The sequence below is a fragment of the Bradyrhizobium sp. CB1015 genome (genome assembly GCF_025200925.1).
In the GTDB taxonomy this organism is placed as follows: domain Bacteria; phylum Pseudomonadota; class Alphaproteobacteria; order Rhizobiales; family Xanthobacteraceae; genus Bradyrhizobium.
This window is the reverse complement of the sequence record NZ_CP104174.1, coordinates 1,173,881-1,200,554: the sequence shown is the minus strand read 5'-3', so window position 1 is coordinate 1,200,554 and position 26,674 is coordinate 1,173,881. Positions and strand designations below refer to the sequence as shown.

29 protein-coding genes and 1 pseudogene are annotated in these 26,674 nt (G+C 65.6%); 10 read left to right on the top strand and 20 right to left on the bottom strand.

Annotated features, from left to right (window positions below; genetic code table 11):
* The first annotated feature begins 158 nt into the window (after positions 1-158).
* Positions 159-1,166: an SIS domain-containing protein gene (locus tag N2604_RS05540; RefSeq protein WP_260376180.1), complete on the top strand. Its 1,008-nt coding sequence runs from the start codon at positions 159-161 to the stop codon at positions 1,164-1,166.
* 257 nt (positions 1,167-1,423) lie between these two features.
* On the opposite strand, the gene N2604_RS05535 is transcribed toward N2604_RS05540, so the two are convergent.
* Positions 1,424-1,975, bottom strand: coding sequence for a carboxymuconolactone decarboxylase family protein (locus N2604_RS05535; protein WP_260376179.1), 552 nt, complete (start codon positions 1,973-1,975; stop codon positions 1,424-1,426).
* Between the two features lie 84 nt (positions 1,976-2,059).
* On the opposite strand from N2604_RS05535, the gene N2604_RS05530 reads away from it, so the two are divergent.
* Positions 2,060-2,386 carry a helix-turn-helix domain-containing protein gene (locus N2604_RS05530; protein ID WP_260374176.1) on the top strand — a complete coding sequence of 109 codons (327 nt, stop codon included), beginning with the start codon at positions 2,060-2,062 and terminating at the stop codon, positions 2,384-2,386.
* A 40-nt stretch (positions 2,387-2,426) separates the two neighbouring features.
* Here N2604_RS05530 and N2604_RS05525 read toward each other — a convergent pair.
* The 4 genes from N2604_RS05525 to hemH form a co-directional block, all read right to left on the bottom strand.
* Positions 2,427-3,595 (bottom strand): IS3 family transposase gene (locus N2604_RS05525; protein WP_260371983.1). Its coding sequence is split into 2 segments (ribosomal slippage): positions 2,427-3,307 and positions 3,307-3,595, totalling 1,170 coding nucleotides; the frame shifts between segments, so codons are not numbered across the junction.
* 249 nt (positions 3,596-3,844) lie between these two features.
* Entirely contained in the window at positions 3,845-4,288 is a 444-nt protein-coding gene (locus N2604_RS05520) for an NfeD family protein (RefSeq protein WP_260374175.1), read from the bottom strand.
* A 26-nt stretch (positions 4,289-4,314) separates the two neighbouring features.
* On the bottom strand, positions 4,315-5,313 hold the full coding sequence (locus N2604_RS05515) for an SPFH domain-containing protein (RefSeq protein ID WP_260374174.1): 999 nt from the start codon (positions 5,311-5,313) through the stop codon (positions 4,315-4,317).
* Positions 5,314-5,533: 220 nt separating this feature from the next.
* Positions 5,534-6,571 carry a ferrochelatase gene (gene hemH, locus N2604_RS05510; protein WP_260374173.1) on the bottom strand — a complete coding sequence of 346 codons (1,038 nt, stop codon included), beginning with the start codon at positions 6,569-6,571 and terminating at the stop codon, positions 5,534-5,536.
* Between the two features lie 81 nt (positions 6,572-6,652).
* On the opposite strand from hemH, the gene N2604_RS05505 reads away from it, so the two are divergent.
* Positions 6,653-7,051 (top strand): MAPEG family protein, encoded by a 399-nt coding sequence (locus tag N2604_RS05505; RefSeq protein ID WP_260374172.1) that lies wholly within the window; start codon positions 6,653-6,655, stop codon positions 7,049-7,051.
* Between the two features lie 177 nt (positions 7,052-7,228).
* Here the strand turns inward: N2604_RS05505 and N2604_RS05500 are convergent, their stop codons facing one another.
* The 3 genes from N2604_RS05500 to N2604_RS05490 are packed head-to-tail and all read right to left on the bottom strand — an operon-like array spanning position 7,229 to position 11,069.
* Complete coding sequence (locus tag N2604_RS05500; protein WP_260374171.1) at positions 7,229-8,353, bottom strand: nickel/cobalt transporter; 1,125 nt, start codon at positions 8,351-8,353, stop codon at positions 7,229-7,231.
* Positions 8,350-8,988 (bottom strand): DUF1007 family protein, encoded by a 639-nt coding sequence (locus N2604_RS05495; RefSeq protein ID WP_260374170.1) that lies wholly within the window; start codon positions 8,986-8,988, stop codon positions 8,350-8,352. Before N2604_RS05495 ends, N2604_RS05500 begins: the two co-directional genes overlap by 4 nt.
* The gene (locus N2604_RS05490; RefSeq protein ID WP_260374169.1) at positions 8,988-11,069 is read right to left on the bottom strand and encodes a M3 family metallopeptidase; all 2,082 of its coding nucleotides are present in this window, start codon (positions 11,067-11,069) and stop codon (positions 8,988-8,990) included. The genes N2604_RS05495 and N2604_RS05490 overlap by 1 nt, the downstream gene beginning before the upstream one ends.
* A gap of 136 nt (positions 11,070-11,205) precedes the next feature.
* Here N2604_RS05490 and N2604_RS05485 point away from each other — a divergent pair, with 136 nt between their 5' ends.
* The gene (locus tag N2604_RS05485; protein ID WP_260374168.1) at positions 11,206-11,460 is read left to right on the top strand and encodes a hypothetical protein; all 255 of its coding nucleotides are present in this window, start codon (positions 11,206-11,208) and stop codon (positions 11,458-11,460) included.
* A gap of 501 nt (positions 11,461-11,961) precedes the next feature.
* On the opposite strand, the gene N2604_RS05480 is transcribed toward N2604_RS05485, so the two are convergent.
* Positions 11,962-12,150, bottom strand: a complete 189-nt coding sequence (locus N2604_RS05480; RefSeq protein ID WP_260374167.1) for a hypothetical protein — start codon at positions 12,148-12,150, stop codon at positions 11,962-11,964.
* On the opposite strand from N2604_RS05480, the gene N2604_RS05475 reads away from it, so the two are divergent.
* From N2604_RS05475 to N2604_RS05460, 4 genes are all read left to right on the top strand, one after another.
* Entirely contained in the window at positions 12,149-13,291 is a 1,143-nt protein-coding gene (locus N2604_RS05475) for a type III PLP-dependent enzyme (RefSeq protein ID WP_260374166.1), read from the top strand. The two genes, N2604_RS05480 and N2604_RS05475, sit on opposite strands and share 2 nt — an antisense overlap.
* Before the next feature lie 148 nt (positions 13,292-13,439).
* Positions 13,440-14,027: a GNAT family N-acetyltransferase gene (locus tag N2604_RS05470; RefSeq protein ID WP_260374165.1), complete on the top strand. Its 588-nt coding sequence runs from the start codon at positions 13,440-13,442 to the stop codon at positions 14,025-14,027.
* Between the two features lie 144 nt (positions 14,028-14,171).
* Positions 14,172-14,561 (top strand): RidA family protein, encoded by a 390-nt coding sequence (locus tag N2604_RS05465; protein WP_260374164.1) that lies wholly within the window; start codon positions 14,172-14,174, stop codon positions 14,559-14,561.
* 59 nt (positions 14,562-14,620) lie between these two features.
* On the top strand, positions 14,621-16,063 hold the full coding sequence (locus N2604_RS05460; RefSeq protein WP_260374163.1) for a homospermidine synthase: 1,443 nt from the start codon (positions 14,621-14,623) through the stop codon (positions 16,061-16,063).
* A 149-nt stretch (positions 16,064-16,212) separates the two neighbouring features.
* Here the strand turns inward: N2604_RS05460 and N2604_RS05455 are convergent, their stop codons facing one another.
* The 11 genes and pseudogenes from N2604_RS05455 to N2604_RS05405 all read right to left on the bottom strand — a co-directional run bounded on the left by N2604_RS05455 (position 16,213) and on the right by N2604_RS05405 (position 24,371).
* The gene (locus N2604_RS05455; protein ID WP_260374162.1) at positions 16,213-16,551 is read right to left on the bottom strand and encodes a hypothetical protein; all 339 of its coding nucleotides are present in this window, start codon (positions 16,549-16,551) and stop codon (positions 16,213-16,215) included.
* 101 nt (positions 16,552-16,652) lie between these two features.
* Positions 16,653-17,368: pseudogene (locus tag N2604_RS05450) on the bottom strand (MgtC/SapB family protein).
* Positions 17,369-17,398: 30 nt separating this feature from the next.
* Positions 17,399-18,418, bottom strand: a complete 1,020-nt coding sequence (locus N2604_RS05445) for a WD40 repeat domain-containing protein (protein WP_260374161.1) — start codon at positions 18,416-18,418, stop codon at positions 17,399-17,401.
* Positions 18,418-19,464: a GTP-binding protein gene (locus N2604_RS05440; RefSeq protein WP_260374160.1), complete on the bottom strand. Its 1,047-nt coding sequence runs from the start codon at positions 19,462-19,464 to the stop codon at positions 18,418-18,420. Before N2604_RS05440 ends, N2604_RS05445 begins: the two co-directional genes overlap by 1 nt.
* A 57-nt stretch (positions 19,465-19,521) precedes the next feature.
* Positions 19,522-20,385, bottom strand: a complete 864-nt coding sequence (locus N2604_RS05435; RefSeq protein ID WP_260374159.1) for a metal ABC transporter solute-binding protein, Zn/Mn family — start codon at positions 20,383-20,385, stop codon at positions 19,522-19,524.
* A gap of 2 nt (positions 20,386-20,387) precedes the next feature.
* Positions 20,388-21,257: a metal ABC transporter permease gene (locus tag N2604_RS05430; RefSeq protein ID WP_260374158.1), complete on the bottom strand. Its 870-nt coding sequence runs from the start codon at positions 21,255-21,257 to the stop codon at positions 20,388-20,390.
* A gap of 6 nt (positions 21,258-21,263) precedes the next feature.
* Positions 21,264-22,019 carry a metal ABC transporter ATP-binding protein gene (locus tag N2604_RS05425; protein ID WP_260374157.1) on the bottom strand — a complete coding sequence of 252 codons (756 nt, stop codon included), beginning with the start codon at positions 22,017-22,019 and terminating at the stop codon, positions 21,264-21,266.
* Positions 22,020-22,021: 2 nt separating this feature from the next.
* Positions 22,022-22,264: a hypothetical protein gene (locus N2604_RS05420; RefSeq protein ID WP_260374156.1), complete on the bottom strand. Its 243-nt coding sequence runs from the start codon at positions 22,262-22,264 to the stop codon at positions 22,022-22,024.
* 155 nt (positions 22,265-22,419) lie between these two features.
* Positions 22,420-22,920, bottom strand: a complete 501-nt coding sequence (locus N2604_RS05415; RefSeq protein ID WP_260374155.1) for a permease — start codon at positions 22,918-22,920, stop codon at positions 22,420-22,422.
* Positions 22,917-23,528, bottom strand: coding sequence for a permease (locus N2604_RS05410; protein ID WP_260374154.1), 612 nt, complete (start codon positions 23,526-23,528; stop codon positions 22,917-22,919). The genes N2604_RS05415 and N2604_RS05410 overlap by 4 nt, the downstream gene beginning before the upstream one ends.
* 246 nt (positions 23,529-23,774) lie before the next feature.
* On the bottom strand, positions 23,775-24,371 hold the full coding sequence (locus N2604_RS05405; RefSeq protein WP_027573470.1) for a superoxide dismutase: 597 nt from the start codon (positions 24,369-24,371) through the stop codon (positions 23,775-23,777).
* 246 nt (positions 24,372-24,617) lie between these two features.
* On the opposite strand from N2604_RS05405, the gene N2604_RS05400 reads away from it, so the two are divergent.
* The gene (locus N2604_RS05400; RefSeq protein WP_260374153.1) at positions 24,618-25,145 is read left to right on the top strand and encodes a GNAT family N-acetyltransferase; all 528 of its coding nucleotides are present in this window, start codon (positions 24,618-24,620) and stop codon (positions 25,143-25,145) included.
* Between the two features lie 82 nt (positions 25,146-25,227).
* The gene (locus N2604_RS05395; protein WP_260374151.1) at positions 25,228-26,613 is read left to right on the top strand and encodes an MATE family efflux transporter; all 1,386 of its coding nucleotides are present in this window, start codon (positions 25,228-25,230) and stop codon (positions 26,611-26,613) included.
* Positions 26,614-26,674: the final 61 nt, after the last annotated feature.

The window sequence follows — 26,674 nt, the reverse complement described above, 5'->3', positions numbered from 1 at the left end:
TCGATCATCCCCGCCGGCTGGCGGGAACCATCGTTAATGGAGTTACAACAATTATGGTTAATGACCAGTTGAGGGCGTTGGGGCGCGCGTCGCCTCGCTGATCGGGGCGTGCTAAGCAGGCGCCAATGGGCGAACGCCCCTCCTCCCTGGACCAGACCATGCCGAGCTCGAAACCGCTGATGACCCAATCATCCGGCTCCATTCCTGATAGCGTCGAATCCGCGCTCCGCACCCTGGAGACGGAGAGCGGCGGCATCAACGCGCTCGCCGCCGCGCTGCGCGGACCGCTGGGCGAGCCCTTCGCCAAGGCCGTCGAGCTGATCCGCAACGCCAAGGGCCGCGTCATCGTCACCGGGCTTGGCAAGTCCGGCCATATGGGTCGCAAGATCGCGGCGACCCTGGCCTCGACCGGCACGCCCGCCTTCTTCGTGCACGCCGCCGAAGCCGGCCACGGCGACCTCGGCATGATCACGCCCGACGACGTCATCATGGCGCTGTCCTGGTCCGGCGAGCAGCCGGAGATGAAGAACCTCGTGAACTATTCGGCGCGCTTTGCGATCCCCATGATCGCGGTGACCTCGAACGCTTCGTCCTCGCTCGGCCAAGCCGCCGATCTCGTGATCGAGCTGCCGAAGGCGCGCGAGGCCTGCCCGCACAATCTGGCGCCGACCACCTCGACGCTGATGCAGGCCGCGATCGGCGACGCGCTTGCGATCGCACTGCTCGAGGGGCGCGGCTTCACGGCGCTGGAATTCGCGCATTTCCACCCCGGCGGCAAGCTGGGCGCGATGCTGAAATTCGTCCGCGACTACATGCGCACCGGCGCGGAGATTCCGCTCAAGCCACTCGGCACCGAGATGTCGGAAGCCGTGGTCGAGATGTCGGCCAAGGGGCTCGGCTGCGTCTGCATCGTCAACGATGCGGGCGAGGCGGTCGGCATCATCACCGACGGCGATCTGCGCCGCCACATGCGGCCCGATCTTCTGACGGTGACCGTCGATGAGATCATGACGAAACAGCCCAAGACCGTGCCGCCCTCGATGCTCGCGACCGAGATGATCGAGGTGCTGAACACGCGCAAGATCACCACGCTGCTGGTGACGGAAGCCAACAAGGTGGTGGGGATCGTGCACCTGCACGATCTGCTGCGCGCGGGCGTGGCGTAGTTTCTTCGCCTCTCCCCGCTTGCGGCAGGGCTATCGCATTTGAGAGCTTTTCCCAGCGGCCATCCTTCGAGACGCCCGCTTTGGGCGGGCTCCTCAGGATGAGGGCGGAGTGCGCGGCAGCAGTTTCAACGAGCACTGACGCTGATTAGCCTCATCCTGAGGAGGCGCGTAAGCGCCGTCTCGAAGGACGAGGCGTGCGCGCAGGCCGCCGCCACAAGTCATATGCGATAGCCCTGCCGCTTGCGGGGCGAGAGAGTCTACCGCGGAAACCGCTCCGCGTTCTCCTCCAGCGGCATTCGCAATCCGTTCGCCAGGTACGACACCGTGCGATAGAAGCCGCACAGCAGCATGATCTCCAGGATCTGCGCGTCGTCGTAATGCGCGGAGAGCGCGTCGAATTCCTCGTCGGCGAGCGTCGCGCGATGATGCAGCGCGTCGACGGCCGCGATCAGCGCCTGCTCGGCCGGCGACCAGCAGGCCGACCTCGCATCGCCCAGCACCGTCGCGCGCACCTCCTCCGCGGTAAGCTTTGCCGGCCCGGCGAAGATCGCGACATGCACGCCCCATTCGTATTCGCAGCCGTTCAGCGCACAGGTGCGGTCGATGACGATCTCGCGCTGGCGCAGCGAGAGCGGCCCCGGATCAAGAAGTCCGCCGGCGCGAAACTTGTCCCAGGCGCGGCCATGGCCCGCCATCACCCGGAACAGCATCAGCGGCGGCGCACCGCGCATGATACGGTCGAACTGCGCCTGGGTTTCCGGGGGATAAGGCGGCGAGAGCGGAGCGATGCGCGGTGAGGCCTGGGACATCGCGGCAGACATGGGCCGAGCTCCTATGCTACATTTATCGTAGCAACACGCTACATTATCTGTAGCGCGACGGAAGAGGCGGCGATGGCGAAACAGGCCGGCACGGCGACACGCAGCGTCCGCGGCTCGCGCACCGGGCGGCCGATCATGGCTTTGCTCGACCTGCTCGGCCGGCGCTGGAGCCTGCGAATCTTGTGGGAGTTGCGCGGAGAGCCCCTCACCTCGCGCGCCCTGCGCAGCGCCTGTGACGAGGCCTCGCCCACGGTGCTGCAGGCACGGCTGACGGAGCTGCGCGAGGCGGGCTTCGTGGAGCTGGGCGACGGTGGAGGCTACGGACTGACGCCGCTGGGGCACGAATTGTGCGAGACGTTCTTGCCGCTGCACAAGTTTGCGGAGCGGTGGAAGCGGTGAGGCGCCTCTTACTGATCTTCCCCCGAAAAAGTGGACGGGTTTAAGCGGCTTTTAGCTCCATCTCGATCGGGGCGATATATCCGATTGCGGAATGGAGCCGGGTTCGGTTGTAGAAGCCCTCGATGAAGGCGAAGATGTCGCGCTGGGCCTCGGCGCGGGTGTTGTAGTCGCGATGATGGATCAGCTCGGTTTTCAAGGTATGGAAGAAGCTCTCCATCGGGGCATTGTCGTAGCAATCGGCCTTGCGGCTCATTGATGCCACGATGCCGGCGCCGGTGAGGACCTTGCGATAGGCATGTGAGGCATACTGCACACCGCGATCGGAGTGGTGGATCAATCCGGCCAGCGGCCGTTGCTGCTGGATGGCCATCGTCAGCGCCGCGGATGCGAGCTCGACCTGGATATGGTCTTGCATGGCCCAGCCGACGATCTTTCGGCTGAACAGATCCATGACGGCCGCCAGATACAGCCAGCCCTCCGCGGTCGGGATGTAGGTGATATCGGCGAGCCAGACCCGGTTCGGGGCGGGAGCGGTGAAGTCGCGCGCGATCAGGTTCGGTGCGATCGGGAGGTCGTGACGGCTGTCGGTGGTGCGCACCCGGCGTGGCGGCGCCATGATGGCGCGGATACCGTGCCGGTGCATCAGCCGCTCGATCCGGCCACGGCTGGCGCCGCGGCCCTGCTTGCGCAGGACGGCATGGACGCGAGGACTGCCGTAACGCCCGCTGCTGTCTTGATGGACTTGCCGGATCGCGGCCAGGAGGCTGGCATTGGATTTGGTCCGCTCGCTCACCGGGCGATCGCGCCAGGCGTAATAGCCGGCCGGCGAGACCTCGAGCACGGCACACATCAGCCGCACCGGATAGGCGTCGCGGTGGTCTTCGATGAAGCGGAAGCTCATGTCCGGGTTCCGGCGAAGATCGCGATCGACTTTTTTAAAATGTCGCGCTCCATGCGCAGCCGTTCGTTCTCCTGACGCAGGCGGGCGATCTCCGAAGCCTGGTCCGCCGACATCGGCGTCGCCTGCGTGGTGGGGCGCCACGCCGCCGATGTCGGCTCCTGCCGGAGCTTGTCAACCCAGCGCCGCAGCACCGAGTCGCGCAGACCGAGTTCCTTGGCAACCGACCCGATCGAGCGCCCGCTCGACAAAGCCAACTCGACGGCTTGGTGCTTGTACTCTTCGGTAAATGACCGACGTTGACGTTCCATTCGACACCTCCGGGCTCAATGAGCCTACTACAGGTGTCCACTTATTCGGAGGAGCTTCATACCCTCCCCTGGAGGGGTCCGGGACGAGCGTAGCTCGCCCGTGGTCGATCGCGCGGAGCGCGAGCGGGGTGGGGTGATCTCTCCACACGAACACTGTTGGACGTGGAGAGACCGTCACCCCACCCCGTCTCACATTTCGCTGCGCTCAATGTGAGCCGACCCTCCCCCTCCAGGGGAGGGTAAGCGGAGCTACGCCGCGGCGACCGTCAGGTTGGCGCCGTCGACCTGCACCACTTTTACCCGCGTGCCGGCCGGTGTATCGGGGCCCGCCACGCGCCACACCGTGTCGCCGATGCGCACGGTGCCGGTGCCGTCGATGATCGGCTTCTCCAGCGTGAACTCACGGCCGAGCAGCGCTTCGGTGCGCTTGTTGAGGAACGGGCTGGCGCTGGCATCCGGCTTCGGCTTGGCCAGGCGGCGCCAGACCGGCACGGCAGCGGCGGCAAAGATCGCGAACATCACGAGCTGGATCTGCCAGGAGATCGCAGCCGCGAACGAGATCAGGCCGACCAGCAACGCTGCGAGCCCAAGCCAGAACAGGAAGATGCCCGGCGCCATCACCTCCAGCGCCATCAGGATGAAGCCGAAGATCAGCCAATTCCAGTTGCCGAGCGATACGAACATGTCGGTCATGACACGACCTCTGTGAGACAGCCCCGTTACTGCGGCGGCACTGCGGGCGGCGTCGGACCCGACGACGGGACCGATCCGCCGCGGCGCGCGGCAGCGGCTGCGGATGCAGCACTCTCGCCGAACGTGGCCTTGGCGATCTCGCCGATACCGGCGAGCGAGCCCAGCATGCTCACGGCCTCCACCGGCAGCATGATGATCTTCTGGTTCGGCGCATCCGCGAACTGGCCGAACGCCTTGATATATTTGTCGGCGATGAAATAGTTCAACGCCGCAACGTCGCCCTTGGCAATGGCTTCCGACACCACTTGAGTCGCCTTGGCTTCGGCCTCGGCGAGACGCTCGCGCGCCTCGGCGTCGCGGAAGGCGGCCTCGCGGCGGCCTTCGGCCTGGAGAATCTGGCCCTGCTTGGCGCCCTCGGCGCGCAGGATCTCCGACTGGCGCTGGCCTTCGGCCGCGAGAATGTCGGCGCGCTTGACTCGCTCGGCCTTCATCTGCCGGCCCATGGCTTCGACGAGGTCGGCGGGCGGCACGATGTCCTTGATCTCGATGCGGTTGACCTTGACGCCCCAGGGCGACACCGCGGCGTCGACCACGCGCAGCAGCCGCTCGTTGATCTCGTCGCGGTGCGACAGCACCTGGTCGAGGTCCATCGAGCCCATCACCGAGCGGATGTTGGTCATGGTGAGCACCGTGATCGCCTGGTTCAGATTGGCGACCTCGTAGCTCGCCTTGGCGGCATCGAACACCTGGAAGAAGGCGACGCCGTCCACCGTCACGGTGGCGTTGTCCTTGGTGATCACCTCCTGTTCGGGAATGTCGATCACCTGCTCCATCATGTTGATCTTGCGCCCGACGCGATCGAAATAGGGCACGATCAAATTGAGCCCGGGGCTCAGCGTCTGGGTGTACTTGCCGAACCGCTCGATGGTCCAGTCATAGCCCTGCGGCACCGTCTTCACGCCGGCGACCAGCGTGACGATGACGAGCAACACCAGAACAATCGCGAAAATGTCGAAGCCGCTCATATCTCCTCCAAGGCCGGGAAAAAGGCCCTTCCGGCGCTGTCATTTGGTCGGGATCGATAGCCTACCGGTTCAGCGGTCGTGCGTAACGTCGGCATCAGGCCAAATCCGCACAAGGCGTACGGAAAGGGAATGGCGGGGATTATGAATTTGGACGAAAGCTCTTGAAAGGATGCCCGGGCCGACCTAGCGCCAAGGTTAAGTTTTGCCGCCCGCCGTCACGTCAGATCCAGCCCTGGAGCTCGCGCAGCACCAGGGTGCGGATCACGTCCATGCCCGGCCCGCTGTCGTTGAGGCAGGGGATCGCGGAAAACTGCTCGCCGCCATTATGCTTGAATATCTCGGCGTTCTCCTGCGCGATCTCCTCCAGCGTCTCCAGGCAGTCGGCGGAAAAGCCCGGCGTCACCACCGCGATGCGGCGCACGCCTTCCTTGGCGAGCCGCTCCATGGTCTTGTCGGTATAGGGCTGCAGCCACTCGTCGTTGCCGAAGCGCGACTGGAAGGTCAGCAGCAGCTTCGTCTCGTCCATGCCGAGCCGGCGGCGCAGCGCCTCGGTCGTCGCGATACAGTGCTGCTGATAGGGATCGCCCTTGTCGACGTAGGATTTCGGCATGCCGTGGAAGGACGCCACGATCAGCTCCGGCTTGAAGGACAACGCCGCCAGATGCGCCTCGATCGAAGTCGCGAGCGCCTCGATATAGGCCTCGTCGACGTAATAGGGCGGCGTCACCCGCAGCGTCGGCTGATTGCGAAGCTGCGCCAGCACGCGGAAGACTTCGTCGCAGACGGTCGCCGAGGTCGAGGCAGAATATTGCGGATAGAGCGGCACGGCCAGGATGCGCTCGCAGCCTTTCGCGATCAGCGCATCTATGCCCGACTTGATCGAGGGATTGCCGTAGCGCATCGCCCAATCGACAACGACGTTGGCGCGATCGGACAAGGCGGCTGCGAGCTTGTCGCTTTGCGAGCGGGTGATGGTTTTCAGCGGCGACTCGTTCCGATCATTGTTCCAGATCTTCTGGTAATCGAGCGCCTTGGTGCGGGGACGGCTGCGCAGGATGATCCCGTTCAGCACCAGCTTCCAGATCAGGCCCTGGTCCTCGATGACGCGGGCGTCGCTGAGGAACTCCTTGAGGTAGACCCGCACGCCGGGCGCATCGGCCGTCTCAGGCGTTCCGAGATTGATCAGGAGCACGCCGACCCGCGGCAGGGCGGATCGGGTGGCCGGTTTCGCAGTCTCGAGGGGGACGACGCTGTTCATGGCTGGTTGGGTCGCGCGTTGGTCCGAACTTGTCAAGATGAGGCTGGTTTCGCTAGGGTCGCACCCAAGGGGGGAGGGACGATGACGCTCGCGGAATGGTGTGTCTTCGGGGCGCTGCTGCTCTATCTGTCTACGATCGCCTCGGTCAAATGGATCAGGTTTCGCCGCTTCGACAATTCCCGGCCGCGCGATCCCGCCTTCTACGAGGACGCCCTGTCGCAACGCGCGCTCGGCGCGCACCAGAACGGCATCGAGACGTTTCCGTTCTTCGCGTTCGCGGTGCTGCTCGCCGAATACAGGGACTCGCCGCAGCGGCTGATCGACGAGCTCGCGGCGCTGTTCCTGATCGTGCGGATCGCCTATGTGCTGACCTATCTCGGCAACCGCCCGACGCTGCGCTCGATCCTCTGGAGCATCGGCTTTGCGATCAATCTCGGGATCTTCTTCATGCCGGCGTTGAAGCGGTTTCTGCCGGTGTGACTCTTACCCTCCCCTGGAGGGGGAGGGTCGATCGCGCGCAGCGCGAGCGGGATGGGGTGATCTCTCCGCACCGGCACCGTTTGATGTGGAGAGACCGTCACCCCACCCCGCTCCGCATTGCGCTTCGCTTCATGCGCAGCGACCCTCCCCCTCCAGGGGAGGGTAAGAAAGAGTGGCTCAAAAACACGTGGTCCGTTCGGCGGCGATGTAGCCGAACAGGAGGCCGACGCCGAACAGCAGGACCAGACCTGCGGCGCCGAGCTCGATGCCGCGCATGAACAGCGCGCCGCCGCCGTCGCGGCCGGCGCTGAGACGGGCGGCGATGTCCTTGGCGGAGACGGCGATAACAGCGATGGCCGCCACCGTGATCGCGGTGCCCAATCCCATCAGGAAGGTCGCGGCAATTCCAGCCCAGAACAGGCCCTGGGCGAGTGCAAACACGAGGACCAGGATCGCACCCGAGCAGGGGCGGATGCCGACGGTCAGGATCGCGGCGAAGCCGCGCCGCCAGCCGCCGGGGCCGGCGAGCTCGCTTGGCGTGGGTCCGTGGGAATGGCCGCAATGCTCGTCATGGACGTGGTCATGCCCGTGGTGATGGTGAGCGTGGCCGTGGCCATGGTGGTGATCATGGCCGTGATCGTGGTGATGATGATCATGCGCATCACGGTGATGGTGATGATCGTGATCGTGGTCGTGCGGCACGCCCGCCATCGCCGGCACCGGCTGGGTCGCCTGAAGTGCGCGAATGAAGGTGCGGCCTTTGACCCAGACCAACCGCAGGCCGAACAGCGCGATCAGGGCGTAGCTCGCGATCTCGATCACGCCTTCCGCCTTGCACATGGTCTTGGCGGTGGCATTCAGGATCCAGGCCGAGATGCCGACGATGAGGATCGCGACCAGCGACTGCATCAGCGCCGAGGCAAACGACAGCGCGATGCCGCGGCGAGCGGTCTCGCGGTTGGCGACCAGATAGGAGGCGATCACCGCCTTGCCGTGGCCGGGACCGGCGGCATGGAAGATGCCATAGGCGAACGAGATGAAGAGCAGCGTCCACACCGCCGAGCCGTCGGACTTCGCGGCGCGGATGGTCGCCGACATCTGGCGATAGAATTCCGACTGCTTGGCGAGGAGCCAGCCGATGAGGCCGCTTGCTTCAGGCTCGGCCGCCTGCGCCGGTCGCGGCGCGCCGAACGGGTTTTGCGCGAGGAGATCGTGAAGCGCGGCGTCTGTCACACCCACGGCCAGCAGCACAGCGGCAGAGACGAGCAGCCCGCGTGCGAGCGGAGAGAGTTGCGGCTTCAAGGGCAATCCACCGTGATCCTGTTGGCGAACATCATGCCGAAATTCGAGTTCTCCCCGTTCAGGAACGTCTGTTCGTTCAGCTTCTGCGCGCTCGCGGTGCCGTCGTTCGGCCGCTCCAGCTTCATCTGGCAGCCCGCGGGCGCACCGACCAGCTTGACCGGACTGTCCTTGGCCATCTGGAAGTCGATGAAGAAGGAGCGGTCGAACACTTCGAGCACCAGCTGCCTGGGCTTGACCGGGTTCTTCAGCGGCAGCGTGAAGTGCAGGGTCAGCACCGTGTCCTTGTAGTCGAGGAAATAGTCGATCGGCTCCTGGAAGCGCTCCTTCTTGCCGTCGGCCTTGGCGAAGGTGAAGTAGGCGTATTCCTTCAGCGACTCGACATTGGTCTGAGCCAGCGGCGTCAGCTCCTCTCGCGTGTAGGCGCCCTTGGTCTTGCTCTCGAGCCCCTGCACCGCATAGGCCGAGAACATGTCGTCGAAGGTCCAGGCGTGGCGCACGCCGGTGATGCTGCCGTCGGCGGCGTACAGCAATTCGCTGGTCGCGGTGATCCAGACATGCGGATGCGCATTTGCTGCCCCCGCCGCGAGCGTCACCGCGGCGGCGAGCAGGCATCCGAACAGGCGGCGCATGCTCATCAGGCCGCCTTGGCGTCTTCGAGCAGACCGCGGCGGCGGAGCAGCGCATCCGGCTCGGGCGGACGGCCGCGGAACGCCTGGTAGGCGGCTTCCGGATCGACCGATCCGCCCGACGAATAGATGTCGTCGTGCAGACGCTTGGCGACGGCGGGATCGAAGATGTCGCCGGCCTCCTCGAAGGCGCCGAAGGCGTCGGCGTCCATCACCTCCGACCACATGTAGCTGTAATAGCCGGCGGCGTAGTGGTCGCCGGTGAAGATGTGGCCGAACTGCGTCGGACGATGACGCAGCGCGATCTCCTCGGGCATGCCGATCTTCTCCAGCTCGCGCCTCTCGAAGGCGCGGACATCCTGCGCGGCGGCAGCCGGCTGGGTGTGGAATTCGAGATCGATCAGCGCCGACGAGACGAACTCGACCGTGGCAAAGCCCTGGTTGAATTTTCGCGCGGCGAGGAAGCGCTGCAGGAGATCGTCCGGCAGCGGCTCGCCGGTCTGGTCATGGCGGGCGAACTTCTGCAGCACCTCGGGCCGCTCCTGCCAGTGCTCGTAGAGCTGCGAGGGCAGTTCGACGAAATCGGTGAACACGGAGGTGCCAGACAGCGAGGGATAGGTCACGTTGGAGAGCATGCCGTGCAGGCCGTGGCCGAACTCGTGGAACAGGGTGCGGGCATCGTCGGGCGACAGCAGCGACGGCTCGCCGCCGGCCCCCTTGGCGAAATTGCAGATGTTGAGAACGAGCGGCGCGACGTCGCCGTCGAGCTTCTGCTGGTCGCGCAGCGAGGTCATCCAGGCGCCGGAGCGCTTCGACGGCCGGGCGAAGTAGTCGCCATAGAACAGCGCCTTGTGCTTGCCGTCCGGCCCCTTCACCTCCCAGACCCGGACGTCCGGGTGCCAGACCGGAATGTCCTTGCGCTCCTCGAAGGTGACGCCGAACAGGCGCGTGGCGCAGTCGAAGGCGGCGGCGATCATGTTGTCGAGGCCGAGATACGGCTTGATCGCGGAATCGTCGAAATTGGCGCGCTGCAGACGCAGCTTCTCGGCGTAGAAGCGCCAGTCCCAAGGGGCGAGCTTGAAATTGCCGCCCTCTTGCGTGATCAGCGCCTGCATCTCGTCGCGGTCGGCAAGCGCGCGGGCCCGGGCCGGCTTCCAGACCCGCTCCAACAGGCTGCGCACCGCGTCCGGCGTCTTGGCCATGGAATCCTCCAGCCGGTAGGCGGCGTAGGTCGGATAGCCCAGGAGCTTGGCGCTCTCCTCGCGCAGCTTCAGGATCTCGACAATGGTCGCGTTGTTGTCGTTGGCGTTGCCGTTGTCGCCGCGCGCGATGAAGGCCTTGTAGACCTTCTCGCGGAGGTCACGCCGGGCGGAGCTCTTCAGGAACTGTTCGACCGAGGAACGCGACAGCGTGACGATGGCCTTGCCTGCCATGCCGCGCTCTTCCGCCGCAGCCTTGGCGCTGGCGACGAAGCTCTCCGGCAGGCCCTGGCAGTCGGCCTCCCCGAGCTCCAGGAACCAGTCCTGCTCGTCGCCGAGCAGATGGTGGCTGAAGCCGGTGCCGAGCTGGGCCAGCCGCTCGTTGATCTCGGCCATCCGGGTCTTGGCCTCCTCGGAGAGGCCGGCGCCGGCGCGGTGGAAGCGGGTGTAGGTGCGCTCCAAGAGGCGGAGCTGCTCGGGCGTGAGACCGAGACCCGCGCGGTTCTCGTGCAGATGGGCGATGCGGCCGAACAGCACGGCGTTCATCATGATCGGATTCCAGTGCCGCGCCATCCGCAAGGAGACCTCCTTGTCGATCTCCAGGATGGCCGGGTTGGAATGCGCCGAGACGAGGTCGTAGAAGACCGCCGCGACCTTGCTCAAGAGCTTGCCCGAGCGCTCCAGCGCCGTGATGGTGTTGGCGAAGTCGGGCGCCGCGGGATCATTGGTGATCGCCGCGATCTCGGCGGCATGGTCGGCGAAGGCCTGCTCGAAAGCGGGGAGGAAGTGCTCCGGCTTGATCTCGTCGAAGGGCGGGGTCGCGAACGGCGTCACCCAGGCCTTCAGCAGCGGATTGGTCTCGGCGTCCGTAATTTGGCGGGGTTCTGACATCACAAGTCCCGGATTTCGTGGCTCGATCGTTGCGGCCAGCTATAGCACGCGTGGGGCTTTTTTGGGCCGTTTGCCCTTGCTCCCGGCCGCCTTTTCGGGGAGATTGCGGCCCTCGAAGCCAGGACCCTCTGAAACCATGAACGCGCCTTCTTCATCGTCCCGCCAGATCGTCTGGCCCAGCGTCATCACCGTCATCAGCGCCGCCATCCTGATCGGCGCGGAGGTGTTCGGCGCGGCCTTTGCCGGCGGCTGGGCGCTCGCAATCCTGTTCGGGCTCGGCGACCAGGGCGCCCATATCCTGCAGGCCGTGCTGTTCGCACTCGGCGTGCTCGTGATGACCGCCTTCATCCGCGGCGCTCAGCGCATCGAGCCCTTCACCAAGCGCCGCTGACGCTTCTCGCGCGTGGGCAACACGCGCAGCGCGGCGAAAACTTAACGCGTGTTCATCTTCCGCGTCGCTCGCGCAACAGCGCGCAAGCAGACGTTAGGCAATTATGTCCGCAGCCTAAAAAAATTCTTGCGAAGCAGAGTCAAAACGCTTATGTGCGGACTTGCCCAATTTCGCACGTGCCTGTGGTCGTGTGTCAGTCGGTAGGTATCCGGACAAGAGGCCGGACAGCCGCCAAGGGGTGAAGAAGCCGAGGGGCTCTTCGGAAGTGCGGAAGTCGGAAGACTGAGGTCGCAAGACCGGAAGGTCGGACGACGAAGCAAACCCGGAGCGCCCAGCATCTCTCTCAAAGAGATGCCATGTCGAAGGTGACTTCGCTCTTTGCAACCGTGACTGGCAGCCGGAGGCGAACCGGCGCACCCCGCTCTCAACGGGGGACGCGACTTAAAGCAACGACGGATCGGGCTTTTTTGGTCTCTACCGGCAGTCCAACGCCGGCGCGGGCTACTGAAAAGGCTTGTCCTTCATTGCCAGGTGAGCGGGCGGGAAACTCTCCCAACCAATCCACGGCAGCACAGTCTGGTTTGAGTTTTTCGGCTTCAGCGCGCCTCCATCGCGCGATGCGGCCGAGGCATTCTCATCAGACGTCATGTTGATACGGCTCCCGTCGCTGGGACCGTTGGAGAGTGCCATGACCGAACGTATCCAGGAATTCCTGCGCAACCGCCGCAACGAAGGCCTCGACACCGAGCCGTGCCTCGTCGTCGACCTCGATGTCGTGCGCGACAATTACCAGAGCTTCGCCAAGGCGCTGCCCGACAGCCGCGTGTTCTATGCCGTCAAGGCGAACCCGGCGCCGGAAGTGCTGTCCCTGCTCGCGTCCATGGGCTCCTGCTTCGACACCGCCACGGTCGCCGAGATCGAGATGGCGCTGGCCGCGGGTGCGACGCCCGATCGCATCTCCTTCGGCAACACGATCAAGAAGGAGCGCGACATCGCGCGCGCCTTCGCGCTCGGCATTCGCCTGTTCGCGGTCGATTGCGCCGCGGAAGTCGAGAAGGTCGCCCGTGCCGCCCCCGGTGCGAAGGTGTTCTGCCGCATCCTCTACGACTGCGCCGGTGCCGAGTGGCCGCTGTCGCGCAAGTTCGGCTGCGACCCGGAAATGGCGGTCGAGGTGCTCGACCTCGCCAAGCGCTTAGGGCTGGAGCCGTGCGGCATCTCCTTCCATGTCGGCTCGCAGCAGCGCAAGGTGAAGGCGTGGGACCGTGCGCTGGCGATGGCCTCGCAGGTGTTCCGCGACTGCGCCGAGCGCGGCATCAACCTGACCATGGTCAACATGGGCGGCGGCTTCCCGACCAAGTACCTGAAGGACGTGCCGCCGGTCGTGACCTACGGCCGCTCGATCTTCCGCGCGCTGCGCAAGCACTTCGGCAACCAGATCCCGGAGACCATCATCGAGCCGGGCCGCGGCATGGTGGGCAACGCCGGCATCATCGAATCCGAGGTCGTGCTCATCTCGAAGAAGAGCGACGAGGACGAGGTGCGCTGGGTGTACCTGGACATCGGCAAGTTCGGCGGTCTCGCCGAGACCATGGACGAGTCGATCCGCTACGCCATCCGCACCCGTCACGACGGCGCGGACATGACCCCGTGCGTGCTCGCAGGTCCGACCTGCGACAGCGCCGACGTGCTGTACGAGAAGAACCCGTATCCGCTTCCCGTCACGCTCGAGATCGGCGACAAGGTGCTGATCGAGGGCACCGGGGCCTATACGTCGACCTACTCGTCGGTGGCCTTCAACGGCATCCCGCCGCTGAAGACGTATCACATCTGATTTGCCACATCTGATCCGCCTCTCTTTTCCAGGGGCCTGACGAACCCGGGAGCCGGTCCGCCGGCTCCTTATCCAACAGCTCGATTTCTGACGACGTCTTGGACAGGCGTGCTGCGCGCACGCCGGTTCAAGCGGGGACTGACGTGCCATGACTGCTCCTCGGAAGCCGCAAGTTGCCCTCACCTCGAAAGCCGCTCCGTTCGTGATCCGTGCGGAACGTGCTGCCGACGTCGCGACGCGCGAAGCGCTGCTCGATGCCTGCTTTGGCGAGACCCGCCACGGCCGCACCTGCCAGCGCCTGCGCGACGGACGCGCGCCCGCTGCAGGCCTTGCCCTGTCGGCGATGCGCGAGGGCAAGCTCGTGGGAACCGTGCGGCTGTGGCATGTCAGCGCCGGAGGCAGGCCCGCTCTGGTCCTCGGACCGCTGGCGGTCGACCCTGCCTGCCGCGAGCTCGGGATCGGCGCCGCGCTGATGCATCAAGCGCTGGCTGCCGCCCGGGCGCGCGGGCATGACGCCGTGATCCTGCTCGGCGATGCCCCCTATTACGCCCGCTTCGGCTTCTCGACTGAGAAGACCGCCGAGCTGTCGCTGCCGGGCCCGTTCGAGCGCGACCGCCTGCTGGCGATCGAGTTCACCGATGGTGCGCTCGATGGCGCCGCCGGGATGATCGTCCCGACCGGCGCGGCCCTGCCCAAACGGAGGTCGGTTCGCGCCCCTGAGGCGCACGCGGCCTGAGGGATCGCTGGCGTAGCGAAGACCGCAGCCGCATCGCGCGGCAACGCCCTGCCGCGCCTGCGAGGCCCGTTCCTTTGGGGTTGCGCAGGCCCGCGAAACGCCCTTTAACCCCGCGAAACACCCCTTCAGCCGAGGCCCTTGACCATGTCCCGTCGCCTGATCTCCACCGGCTCCCCGCTCGAGAAGACCGTCGGCTACAGCCGTGCCGTGATCGACGGCGAGTTCGCCTTCGTCGCGGGAACCACCGGCTATGACTACACCACGATGACGATGCCGGCTGATGTCACGAGCCAGTCACGCAACTGCTTCAAGACCATCGCCGCCGCCCTGAAGGAGGGCGGATTCGAGATGGCCGATATCGTCCGTGCGACCTATTACGTGACCGACGCCAGCACCATCGATGCCCACTTCGCCGTCTGCGGCGAGGTCCTCGGCGACATCAGGCCGGCGGCGACGCTGCTGGTCGTCTCTGCCCTCGCCAAGCCCGAGATGAAGGTCGAGATCGAAGTCACCGCCAAGCGCCGCAGCATCTGACAAGCGCCGCAGCGCCTGATCCACCCCTCACTGCCAGCACTTTCCGGAGAAACCATCCCATGAGCCCTCCCTCGCAGATCTACGCGAAGATCACCGGCCCCATCGTCATGGTCGGCTTCGGCTCCATCGGCAAAGGCACGTTGCCCTTGATCGAGCGGCATCTCGACTACGACAAGTCGCGCATCACCGTGCTCGATCCCAAGGACGAGGGCCGCAAGGCGCTTTGCGAGAAGCACAATGTCCGCTTCATCCAGAAGGGCCTGACCAAGGACAATTACCGCGAGGTGCTGACCCCGCTGCTCACCGAGGGCGGCGGCCGGGGCTTTTGCGTCAATCTCTCGGTCGATACCGGCTCGACCGACATCATGGAGCTCTGCAACGAGCTCGGCGCGCTCTACATCGACACCGTCAACGAGCCCTGGCTCGGCTTCTATTTCGATTCCTCGAAGGGCCCTGAAGCGCGCTCCAACTACGCGCTGCGCGAAACGACGCTGGCTGCCAAGAAGGCCCGTCCCGCCGGCTCGACCACGGCGGTCTCCTGCTGCGGCGCCAATCCCGGCATGGTCTCCTTCTTCGTCAAGCAGGCGCTGCTCAATGTCGCCGCCGATCTGAAGCTCAATGCACCCAGGCCGAAGACCAAGGGCGAATGGGCGGATTTGATGCGGCAGGCCGGCATCAAGGGCATCCACATCGCCGAGCGCGACACCCAGCGCTCGAAGAAGCCGAAGGAGCCTGACGTCTTCGTCAACACCTGGTCGGTGGAAGGCTTCCTGTCGGAAGGCATGCAGCCATCCGAGCTCGGCTGGGGCACCCATGAGAAATGGATGCCCGAGAATGCGCACACCCATGAGGCCGGCTGCGGCGCCGCGATCTATCTGATGCAGCCCGGCGCCAACACGCGCGTGCGCACCTGGTGCCCGACCCGCGGCGCCCAGTATGGCTTCCTCGTCACCCACAATGAGTCGATCTCGATCGCCGATTACTTCACCGTGCGCGACGCCTCAGGCAAGGCGATCTACCGGCCGACCTGCCACTATGCCTACCATCCGGCCGACGATGCCGTGCTGTCGCTGCATGAAATGTTCGGGCGCGCCGGGAAGATGCAGGAGAAGCACCACATCCTCGACGAGAACGAGATCGTCGACGGCATCGACGAGCTCGGCGTGCTGCTGTTCGGCCATGACAAGAATGCCTATTGGTACGGCTCGCAGCTCTCCATCGAAGAGACCCGCGAGCTCGCGCCCTACCAGAACGCCACCGGCCTGCAGGTGACCTCCGCCGTGCTCGGCGGCATGGTCTGGGCGCTGGAGAACCCCAATGAAGGCATCGTCGAAGCCGACGAGATGGATTTCGAACGCCTGCTCGAAATTCAGCTGCCTTATCTCGGCCCGGTGAAGGGCTTTTATACCGACTGGACCCCGCTGACGGATCGTCCGGGACTGTTCCCGGAGGATATCGACAGCAGCGATCCCTGGCAGTTCCGGAATATTCTGGTGCGGTGAGGGACGCTTTCTCCGCCCGGCGTTCCGGGGCGCGCCACTTGGCGCGAGCCCGGAATCCATCGGGCGGCAGACTCTGCGGGTAAATGGATTCTCAGGTGCGCAATTGCGCACCGTAGCTCGCGCTTTGCGCGCCCCGGAATGACGACGGGCTACTTCTTCTCAATCGGCGGCGCGATCTTCTCGGCCGGCGCTGGCGGCAGCGCGGGCTTGGCCGCTCCTGCCGCGCCCTGCGTCTGCGGCTCCGGCCGGGCGGGCTCGGGGGCCGGCGTGGTGGGCCGGTCGCCGCCGGGCTTGGACTCCGCGGGCACCTTGCTCTGCTCGTCGGACGGGGTGCCCTGAAGCGGGGGCGTCGCCTGGGCCAACTGCATCCGGCTTTCGGCGCGGATCTGCGCCAGCGACATCACAGAGACCACGACGCCGGCTGCGAACAGCGCACCGGCGATTGTCAGGTCGAGCTTCAGTCTGCGCTTGTCATCTTGGCCAGGCATGTCGATCACCGCGTTTGTCCACGGGATCAACGAAACCGGGGCGCGCCGGTTCCGGAACCGTAGATGCGGGGAACCACGCCGGCACGCGCCAAAACGCCGCGTCACTCCGTCGTGCTGACTTCCCAGGTTGCGTGCCGCACCCCTGGAAGATGCTGCAGATCGGTCGCGACCGCGTTCAGCTCGTTCGGGTCGACCGCGCTCGCGACCAGCCTGGCGGCGATCTCCAGAATATCCTCGCTGATCTCGGCGACCTCGATATCGGCCACCGCATATTTCGCCGCCTCGAGCTTGTCGACGAGGCGGTCGCGCATGTCGGGCAATGCGTCGGCTGCAACCGCGAGCTTGAAATAGTAGGTCGCCTCCAGCGCCTTCTCATTCAGCGGGATGCGGTTGATGGCGTTGACCAGCGGGCGCAGCATGGTGTTGCCGGCGATGACGAACACGGTCAGCGCGGCCGCCTGCGCGACCATGTCGGCGCCGGCGCAGGAGCCGACCGCGGCCGAGGCCCACAGCGTCGCCGCAGTGTTGAGGCCGCGCACGTCCATGCCCTGCTTCATGATGACACCGGCGCCGAGGAAGCCGATGCCGGAGACGACGTAGGAGATCACCCGGACCGCGCCCTCGGCGCCGTCCAGGTGCATGGCGAGATCGACAAAGGCAGCCGCTCCCACCGCGACCAGCACGTTGGTGCGCAGGCCCGCGGTGCGCTGGCGGTATTGCCGCTCGGCGCCGATGGTGTGCCCAGCACGAAGGCCGTGGTCAGGCTGATCAGCGTGTCGGCGAAATCGGCAAGCTGGAAGGTCGTCAGAAACCGCATGGTCCCCTATACGGCGGGAACCATGACAGATTAAAGCTCCAGCAGGCCACCATCCCCATTTTCGTCGGCAAACGCCAGCAGCGTGCCTTTGGCGTTCCAGGCGAGCGCGGCCACGGGCGGCGTGCCATTGCGGCGGACCAGGATCTCCGCGCCGTCTTCCATCCGGACCATCAGCACGGTGCCGTCGCTGTAGCCGGCGGCGAGGATGTCGTTCTTGGGATGACAGGCGACCACCGAGACGCGCGCCTGCAGCGGCGCGAGCATCGCGGGCTCCTTGCCCATCGGCCCGTCCTTGCTGCCGAACGGCCAGATGATCACGGTGTCGGCGCCCGAGGTCGCCAGCCCCTTGCCGCCGGCGCTCCACGACATCGAGCGGACGCGGCCGGGGTAGCCGGTCATGCGCATGTGCCTGTTGTCGGCAAGCCGCCAGCCGTGCAGCGCCGGCTCGTGCATCGCGGTGACCAGGAATTTGTTGTCGGGGCTGAAGGTGACCGCGTGATGCGAGCCGGCCCAGGGCAGGAATTCGGCCGATCCCGCCATGTTCGGAAACCACAGCGTCACGCCGTTGTAATGCGCGATTGCGAGCCGCAGGCCCTTCGGCGCAAAAGCAAGCCCGCCGACGGTCGAGGGCACGTCGATCGACTTCTCCTCGGCCTTGCCGCTCTTGACGGTCGCCGTCTTGCCGGCCGACCAGGCGAAGGCGCCGTCTGCGTGCAGCGCCACCGCGTCGATCCAGCGCCGCTTGGGGTCGGTGGCGAGCAGCGTCACCTCGCCCTTGGCATCGAGCGAGACGACCTTGCCGTCGTCGCCGCCCATGACGAGGGTCTTGCCGTCGCAAGCGGTCGAGAGAATGCCGCCGCTGTGCACTGCGACCGTGGTGATCTCACCCTTGGCGTCGACGAACGCGACGTTCTCCTCACCGCCGACGAAGGCGGCGCGAGGGCCCAGGAAGTACACCGAGGTCACGGCCATGCCGAGCGTAACAGGCTTGACGCGGTCGGTGACAGAGACGATCGAAGCGGACTCCGGGGACGGCGTAAACTCTTTCATCACGAGACGATGCAGCTCTCGAAACCCTTGCGGATGGCCTCTTCGGGCAATTCGCGGCCGATGAAGACGAGGCGACTCTCGCGCGGCTCTCCCTCCTTCCACTTCCGCTGGTGGTTGCCCTCCAGCATCATGTGGACGCCCTGGAAAACGTAGCGGTCGTCATCGTCGTGGAAGGCGAGGATGCCCTTGGAGCGCAGGATCTTGCCGCCCTCGACCTGCACCAGGTTCTGCAGCCAGGGCATGAACACGTTGGGATCGAGCGGCTTGTCGGTCTTGAGCGACAGCGACTGCATGTCCTCGTCGTGATAGTGCTTCAGGCCGTGACCGTGATCATGGTGGTGATGGTGGTCGTGGCCGTGATGGTGGTGATGATCATGGTCGTGATCGTCGGCCTCCAGGAAATCCGGCTCGATGTCGAGGATGCGGTCGAGATCGAACGCGCCGCGGTCGAGCACATCGGCCAGCGCGACCGAGCAGCGCTCGGTGCGATGGAGTTTCGCATAGGGATTGATGCCGCGGATGCGGGCCTCGACCTCGGCGAGCTCGCCCTTGTTGACGAGGTCGGTCTTGTTCAGAACGATGACGTCGGCAAAGGCGATCTGGTTCTTGGCCTCAGGCGCGTCCTTCAGCCGGTCGGACAGCCATTTGGCATCGGCGACCGTCACGACCGCATCGAGCCGGGCATTCTTCTGCACGTCCTCGTCGACGAAGAAGGTCTGCGCGACCGGCGCGGGATCGGCAAGACCCGTGGTCTCGACGATGATGGCGTCGAACTTGCCCTTGCGCTTCATCAGGCCGTCCATGATGCGGACGAGGTCGCCGCGCACGGTGCAGCAGATGCAGCCGTTGTTCATCTCGAACACTTCCTCATCGGCGCCGATGATGAGGTCGTTATCGATGCCGATCTCGCCGAATTCGTTGACGATGACGGCGTATTTCTTGCCGTGGTTCTCCGACAGGATGCGGTTGAGCAGCGTGGTCTTGCCGGCGCCGAGATAGCCGGTCAGCACGGTCACGGGAATCTTCTGGGAGGTCGCTTCAGACATAAAAACTCCGGACTTCAAGGCTTTTTTCGCGCGACGCGAGGCGGGGTGGCCCCTGCCCTAATGGTCAAGCGCGCTGGTCAGGGCCTTTATATTGTGCCTGACCATGTCAATGTAAGTGGGTGCAGGCCCCTTTTCGCCGGTCAACCCATCAGAAATCAGGGTCCCACCGACCCTGGCGCCGGTCTCGGCGGCGATCCGCCGGATCAGGCGATCGTCGGTGATATTTTCAAGGAACACGGCCGGGATTTTCTGGGCCTTGATCTGGCCGATGATGGCGGCGATATCGCGCGCGCTCGGCTCGGTTTCGGTGGAGACGCCCAGGGGCGCGATGAACTGGATACCGTATTCGGCGGAAAAATAGCCGAAGGCGTCGTGGGTGGAGATCACCTTGCGCCGCTCCGGCGGGATTTTTGCGACCGCCTCGCGGACCTCGCGATCGAGAGCTTCGAGCTTTTCCAGATAGGCCTTGGCCTGGCCGCGGAAGAACTCCGCGTCGTCAGGAGCGGCTGCGGCCAGCGCATTGGCGATGTCCGTGACGTAGACCTTGGCGTTCGGGACGGACTGCCAAGCGTGGGGATCAGCGGCCGAACCTAGTTTCAGCGGCGCGATGCCGGCGCTGGCGGTGATCACCTGCGCCTTGCTGCCTGCGGATTGCACGAGGCGCGGCAGCCAGCCTTCGAGGCCGAGCCCGTTGACGATGACGAGCTTCGCCGCCGCGATCCGCTTTGCATCGCTAGGGGCCGGCGTATAGACGTGGACGTCGCTGTCGGGGCCGACCAGCGTCGTCAGGTTGATGCGGTCACCACCGACATTGCGGACGAAATCGCCGAGGATCGAGAAGCTCGCGACGACGTTGAACCGCTCCGCGGCTTGCAGCGGCGAGGCGATCAGCAACAGCGCACAAATCAGGATGAGCCGCATCGTCATGCTTCCAGATGCCGGCCGGGAAACAGCTGCCGGACGATGCCGCCGACGCGGCCGAACAGGACGGAGACGATGTAGAGCACCGTCGCCACCAGAATGATCGCGGGGCCCGAGGGCACGCGGGTCTGGAACGACAGCACGAGGCCGGCATAGCCGGAGACCCCAGCAGCAATGACGGCGATGCAGATCATCGCGGTGAGATCGCGCGACCAGAACCTTGCGATTCCCGCGGGCAGAATCATCAGCCCCACCGCCAGCAGCGTGCCCAGCGCCTGAAAGCCGTTGACGAGGTTGATGACGACCAGTGCGAGGAAGGCGAGATGGGCCGGGCCGCCAGCCCGGCTCACGGTGCGCAGGAACAGGGGATCGACACTCTCGATCACCAGCGGGCGGTAGATCACCGCGAGCACCAGCAGCGTGACCGTGGCGTTGAAGGCCACCACCAGCAACGTCTGGTCGTCCATCGCGAGGATGTTGCCGAACAGCACGTGCAGCAAGTCGATATTGGTGCCCTTGATCGAGACGATGGTGACGCCGAGCGCAAGCGAAGCGAGATAGAAGGTCGCGAGCGAGGCGTCCTCCTTCAGCCCGGTCGAGCGCGCGACGACACCGGCGAGGATCGCGACGGCAAAGCCGGCGATCAGGCCGCCGGCCGTCATCGCGAACAGATTGAGGCCGGAGAGCAGGAAACCGACGGCCGCGCCGGGCAGGATCGCATGCGCCATGGCGTCGCCGACGAGGCTCATCCGCCGCAGCATCAGGAACACGCCGATCGGCGCGCCCGCCAGCGCCAGCGCGATCACCGCGGCGAGCGCCCGCCGCATGAACTCGAATTCGGTGAACGGACCGATCAGCGCGTCATAGAGCATCGGAGATCAGGCCGCCCGCGAGCCGATATCATCGGCGGCGCAGGCCGCGGCGCTGTCGTCGAAGGCCTCGCACATCCGCATCGCGACCAGCAGGTTTTCCGGCGTCAGCACCTCCGCCGTCGGTCCCCATGCCACCGGGCCGCGCGCCAGGACCAGCGTTTCGGTGAAATGGTTGCGCACCATCTCCATGTCGTGCAGCGCGGCGAGCACGGTGCGGCCCTCGCCGTGCCAGCGCTTCACCAGCGCGAGCAGATCGGCGGTGGTCTTGCTGTCGATGGCGTTGAAGGGCTCATCTAACACGATCAGGCTGGCATCCTGGAGCAGTACACGCGCGAACAGCACGCGCTGCATCTGGCCGCCGGAGAGCGTGCCGATCGGGCGGTTCTCGAACCCGCTGAGGCCAACCGCTCCGATCGCGCGGAGAATCTTGTCGCGCGCAGCCTTGCCGATGCCGCCGAACAGGCCTGTGCCACGCCACAGCCCCGTGCCGACGAAATCGAACACCGAGATCGGGAAGCTGCGGTCGATCTCCGCACTCTGCGGCAGATAGGCGATATCCCTGCTGTCGAGCCCGCCGAGATGGATGCTGCCGTCGAGCGGCTTGAGGATGCCGACGATGCCGCGCAGCAGCGTCGACTTGCCGGCGCCGTTCGGGCCGATCACCGCAACCAGCGCGCCCGGCGCAACCTCGCCGCTGAGATGATGCACGGCCGGGTGCCGGTCATAGCCGAGCGTGACGTTGTGGAAGTGCAGCGCTGCCATCGTCACCTCATCGCCAGGAAGACGATGCCCCAGAGCACGACGCAGACCGCGAGCGCGGCCGCGAGACGGCCCGCCATGGCCATGCGCAGGATCGACCAGGACGCGGCCTGGGCCGGATGCGGCGAGGCCGCATCGTGGACATGGGCGTGGCTGTGATCGTGCCCGTGCGAATGCCCGTGGCCGTGAGAGTGGGAGTGGCCATGAGCATGGTCGTGCTGGTGGGCATGGGACGCGGCGGGAGCCATTTGCGGACGTTATATTATAACATTACGCCTGTCCACGGCCGGGGCTAACGTCATTCCGGGGCGACTCGAGGAGCCGAACCCGGAATCTTGAGATTCTCAGGTGCGCAACTGCGACCAGAGTTCGGCTTCGCCGCCCCGGAATGACGGTCCCCGCCTCAAGGCTTGCCGATCACCATTGCGATCGCCGCTGCCACGAACGGGAACGGCACCGAGACGGCGCAGCGGAACCAGACGAAACGGGCCGGCATGAACGGGATCTCCCACAAGATCACCCGCTGGAAGGCAAACAGCGCCCAGGCGACGACATAGGCGACCACCTGCGGCACGCCGCCGCCCGACTTCAACGCCACGGTGCCGATGGAGAAGCCGACCACGGGGCCGCCGGGCGTCGCAGCGCCGGCGATCACGGCGGTGGCAACCCCGAGCCAGCCGCTATCCGGGCCGAGCCAGCCGGTGATCACCTCCTGTGGGATGATGGCGGCGATGTAGCCGGAGCCGATCACGCCGAGCGCAATCCGCGGCACGATGTTGACGAAGTCCATCGAACCTTCGCGCAAGGACGCCTTGAACACCGGCGGGCCGCGGCGGAAGGCGATCAGCCCGACGCCGAGCACCGAGCCCCACAGCAGGATGTCGATCAGGAGCGCTGCGCTCAACTCTCGTCGTCCTTCGCGAGCGGCTTCGGATAGAGCCTGATGTAGACGAATCGACCGAGGGCGCCGGCGAGCACCGGCAGCGGCAGCGAGATCAAAATCCGCCACAGCGTGAAATCGGTGCCCATGATCGGGATTTCCCAGGCGACCGCCCGGCCATAGCCGATCAGCGTCCAGCTCACGACCATGGCGATGGTTGCGCCGAAATCGGCGCCGACTGCGAGCAGCGCACTCGCCACCGGATAGGCGGTGAAGGGACCGCCGGGCAGAATTGCACCGAAGGCGGTGCCGATCAGCAGCCCCATCAGGCCGGATTTCGGCCCGAGCGAGCGCGAGACTTTCTCGTGCGGCAGGATTTCCGAGATGAAGGCCCCTAACAGGCAGCCGGCGAGCACGCGCGGCAGGATGCCCGAGAACAACGAGAGATCGTGGGTGAGAATGTCCAGAACGCCGTCGGTGCCGTCCCGCCGCCAGACCAGTGCCGCACTCACCGCGACCAGAACCGCGATAATGATCGTGGACCAGCCGATCGGCTTGCGGACCCGGCCCGGCCGCGGCTCGGATTCCGCGTCGCCGCCAGGCGCCGGATGGTTCGGGGAAGGTTCTGACAACGGGTGTGGAGCGGCTCGAGGGTGATGCCCGTCCTGATTAAGGGCGACGTCGCGGCGATGCAAACGGTACGATCACAGGCCGATACGCGCATCGCGCAGGGCAATTCCGCACAGCAAAAAGGCGGCCGCTGATGCGACCGCCCTTTTGTTGCTTCCGTCATTCCGGGGCGGCTCGAAGAGCCGAACCCGGAATCTCGAGATCCCGGGTTCGATGCTGCGCATCGCCCCGGGATGACGGAGTAAAGCTCACGCCTTCTCGAACAGGGACTCCACGTATTCCCAGTTCACGAGGTTCTCGACGAACGCCTTGAGATAATCAGGGCGGCGGTTGCGATAGTCGATGTAGTAGGAGTGCTCCCAGACGTCGCAGCCGAGGATCGGGGTGGCGCCGTGCACCAGCGGATTCTCGCCGTTCGGGGTCTTGGAGATTTCGAGCTTCCCGTTCTTGACCTGGAGCCAGCACCAGCCGGAGCCGAACTGGCCGACGCCGGCCGCCTGGAAGTCGGTCTTGAACTTCTCGAAGCCGCCGAGGTCCTCGTTGATCTTCTTCTCGAGCTTGCCCGGCAGCTTGGTGCCGCCGCCATTGGGCTTCATCCAGCTCCAGAAGTGGATGTGGTTGTAGTGCTGGCCGGCGTTGTTGAACACGGCAGGGTTCTTGCCGAACGAGCCCTTGACGATCTCTTCAAGGGACTTGCCTTCCCATTCGGTCCCCTTGAGCGCGTTGTTGCCGTTGGTGACGTAGGCCTGATGATGCTTGTCGTGGTGATATTCCAGCGTCTCCTTCGACATGTACTGGCCGAGGGCGTCATAGGCGTATGGAAGTGGGGGCAGCGTAAAGGTCATGGCTTCTTGTCCGCAACTGGTGGGGAACGAGTTCTAACGGTCACCCCTTATAGAAGGTTCCGCCGCCATTAAATACATCAGAATTTGCGAAAAGGCGTGACCGGACGAGCCTTGCCCGAATGCACAAATTGATCGCAACCGGCCAGCGTCGATCAGGCCTGCGGGGCCGCCGTGAAATATCATTGCCTTTGAAGCGCTTAAGACAGAACAAGCGCGCCACGAACGGAGCTGTGAAGGGAGCACGCCATGAGCATCGAGATCGACATTTTGAACGGCGACGCCTCGTGGCCGATTGCCGAGCCGCTGCTTCAGGCGGTCTGGGCACCGCAGTTGGTCGCAGGCAAGCCCTGGGCTCATGTCAAGTGGGCCAATGCCGATCTCCGCGTGCTGCTCGAGACGCCCGAGGACGGTCTCGTCTGCCACGTCGGCATCTACTTCCGCACCATCACCTGGAACGGACAGAAGGTTCACGTCGGCGGCATCGGCGGCGTCTCCACGCGCGAGGACCGGCGCGGCCGCGGCTACGCGACCATCGCCATCGACGCGGCGGTGCATACCATGCGCGCCAACGAGGCGGTCCGCTTCGGCCTGCTGTTCTGCGAGCCGCACAATTTCGCGTTCTACGAGGCCCGCAAATGGCAGCGCTTCAGGGGCGAGATCTACTGCCAACAGCCGGAGGGGCGGATCCGCTTCGACTACATGGCGCCCTACGTCTACGACATCGTCCGCGCGCCGACGCTGGGCACGATCGACCTATGCGGTCTGCCGTGGTGAGCCCTGCGTGAGGCAGGGCTGCGCCGGCCGCCGCGTGCCCCTATAATATGTTGATCATCATCCAATATTCCGCCCGGTGAACATGACGATCGAGGCCCCTCTAGACGCCATCCCGCCGCGCGCACCGGTCGCCTCCCCCATCGCCAGCCTCCTGACCGCGCCGATCCTGCCGACGCTGCTGCGGCTCGCGATCCCCAACATGATCGCGATGGTCGGCAGCACGCTGGTTGCGGTGGCCGAGACCTCCTATATCGGCCGGCTCGGCACCATCCCGCTCGCCGCGATCGCGCTGGTGTTTCCGTTCGCGATGCTGACGCAGATGATGAGCGCCGGCGCGATGGGCGGCGGCGTCTCCTCTGCGATCAGCCGCGCGCTCGGCGCAGGGGATCGCGACCGCGCCGCTACGCTGGCGCTGCATGCCGCCATCATCGGCCTTTGCGGCGGGCTGTTGTTCACGGTGACGATGCTCGCCTTCGGCCGTTCCTTCTTCGCGCTGCTCGGCGGACGCGAGCGCGTGCTCGAGGAGGCCAACGGCTATTCGCAGGTGCTGTTCTCCGGCGCGGTCGCGATCTGGCTCGTCAACACGCTGGCCTCGGTGATCCGCGGCACCGGCGACATGCGCCTGCCTTCGATGATTCTGATCGGGGCGAGCGTGCTCCAGATCGTGCTCGGCGGCACGCTGGGCCTCGGCCTGTTCGGCGTGCCGCAACTCGGCATGCCGGGCGTCGCCAGCGGCCAGCTGATTGCGTTCAGCTGCGCCGCGCTGTTCTTTCTCTGGTATCTGTCGTCCGGCCGCAGCCGGTTGCCGCTCAATCTTCGCGCCTTCCATTTCGAGCGCGCGATGTTCCTGGACATTCTGAAAGTCGGCGCGGTGGCCTGCCTGTCGCCGCTGCAGACCGTGCTCACCATTCTGATCTTCACCAAGATCCTCGCGACCTTCGGCACCGAGATGCTGGCAGGCTACGGCATCGGCTCGCGGCTGGAATTTCTGCTGATCCCGATCACCTTTGCCTTCGGCATCGCCTCGGTGCCGATGGTCGGCATGGCGATCGGCGCCGGACATCTGAAGCGCGCGCGGCGTGTGGCCTGGACCGCAGCAGCGGCCTCGGGACTCACGGTGGGCCTGATCGGCCTCGCCGTTGCGCTCGCGCCGTCACTGTGGGTGGGGCTCTTCACGCGCGATCCCGGCGTCACCGCCGCCGCGCACAGCTATTTCCACTGGGCAGGTCCAGCCTTCGTGTTCTTCGGCATAGGCGTGTCGCTGTACTTCTCCTCGCAAGGCGCCGCACGCGTCGGCGGGCCCGTGCTCGCCTCCACGGCACGGCTTCTGATCGTCGCGATCGGCGGCATCGGACTGATGACCGCGCAAGCTCCGGCCTGGACCCTGTTCGCGCTGGTCGGCGGCGCCATGGTCGTGTTCGGGCTCTCGACCGCCGCCTCGGTCGCTTTCGCGCGCTGGGGCAAATGATCGCAGGCAGATAAGCTCAGAAATGTGATTCCATCGGGCGTTGCACGCGCTCGATTTGCTG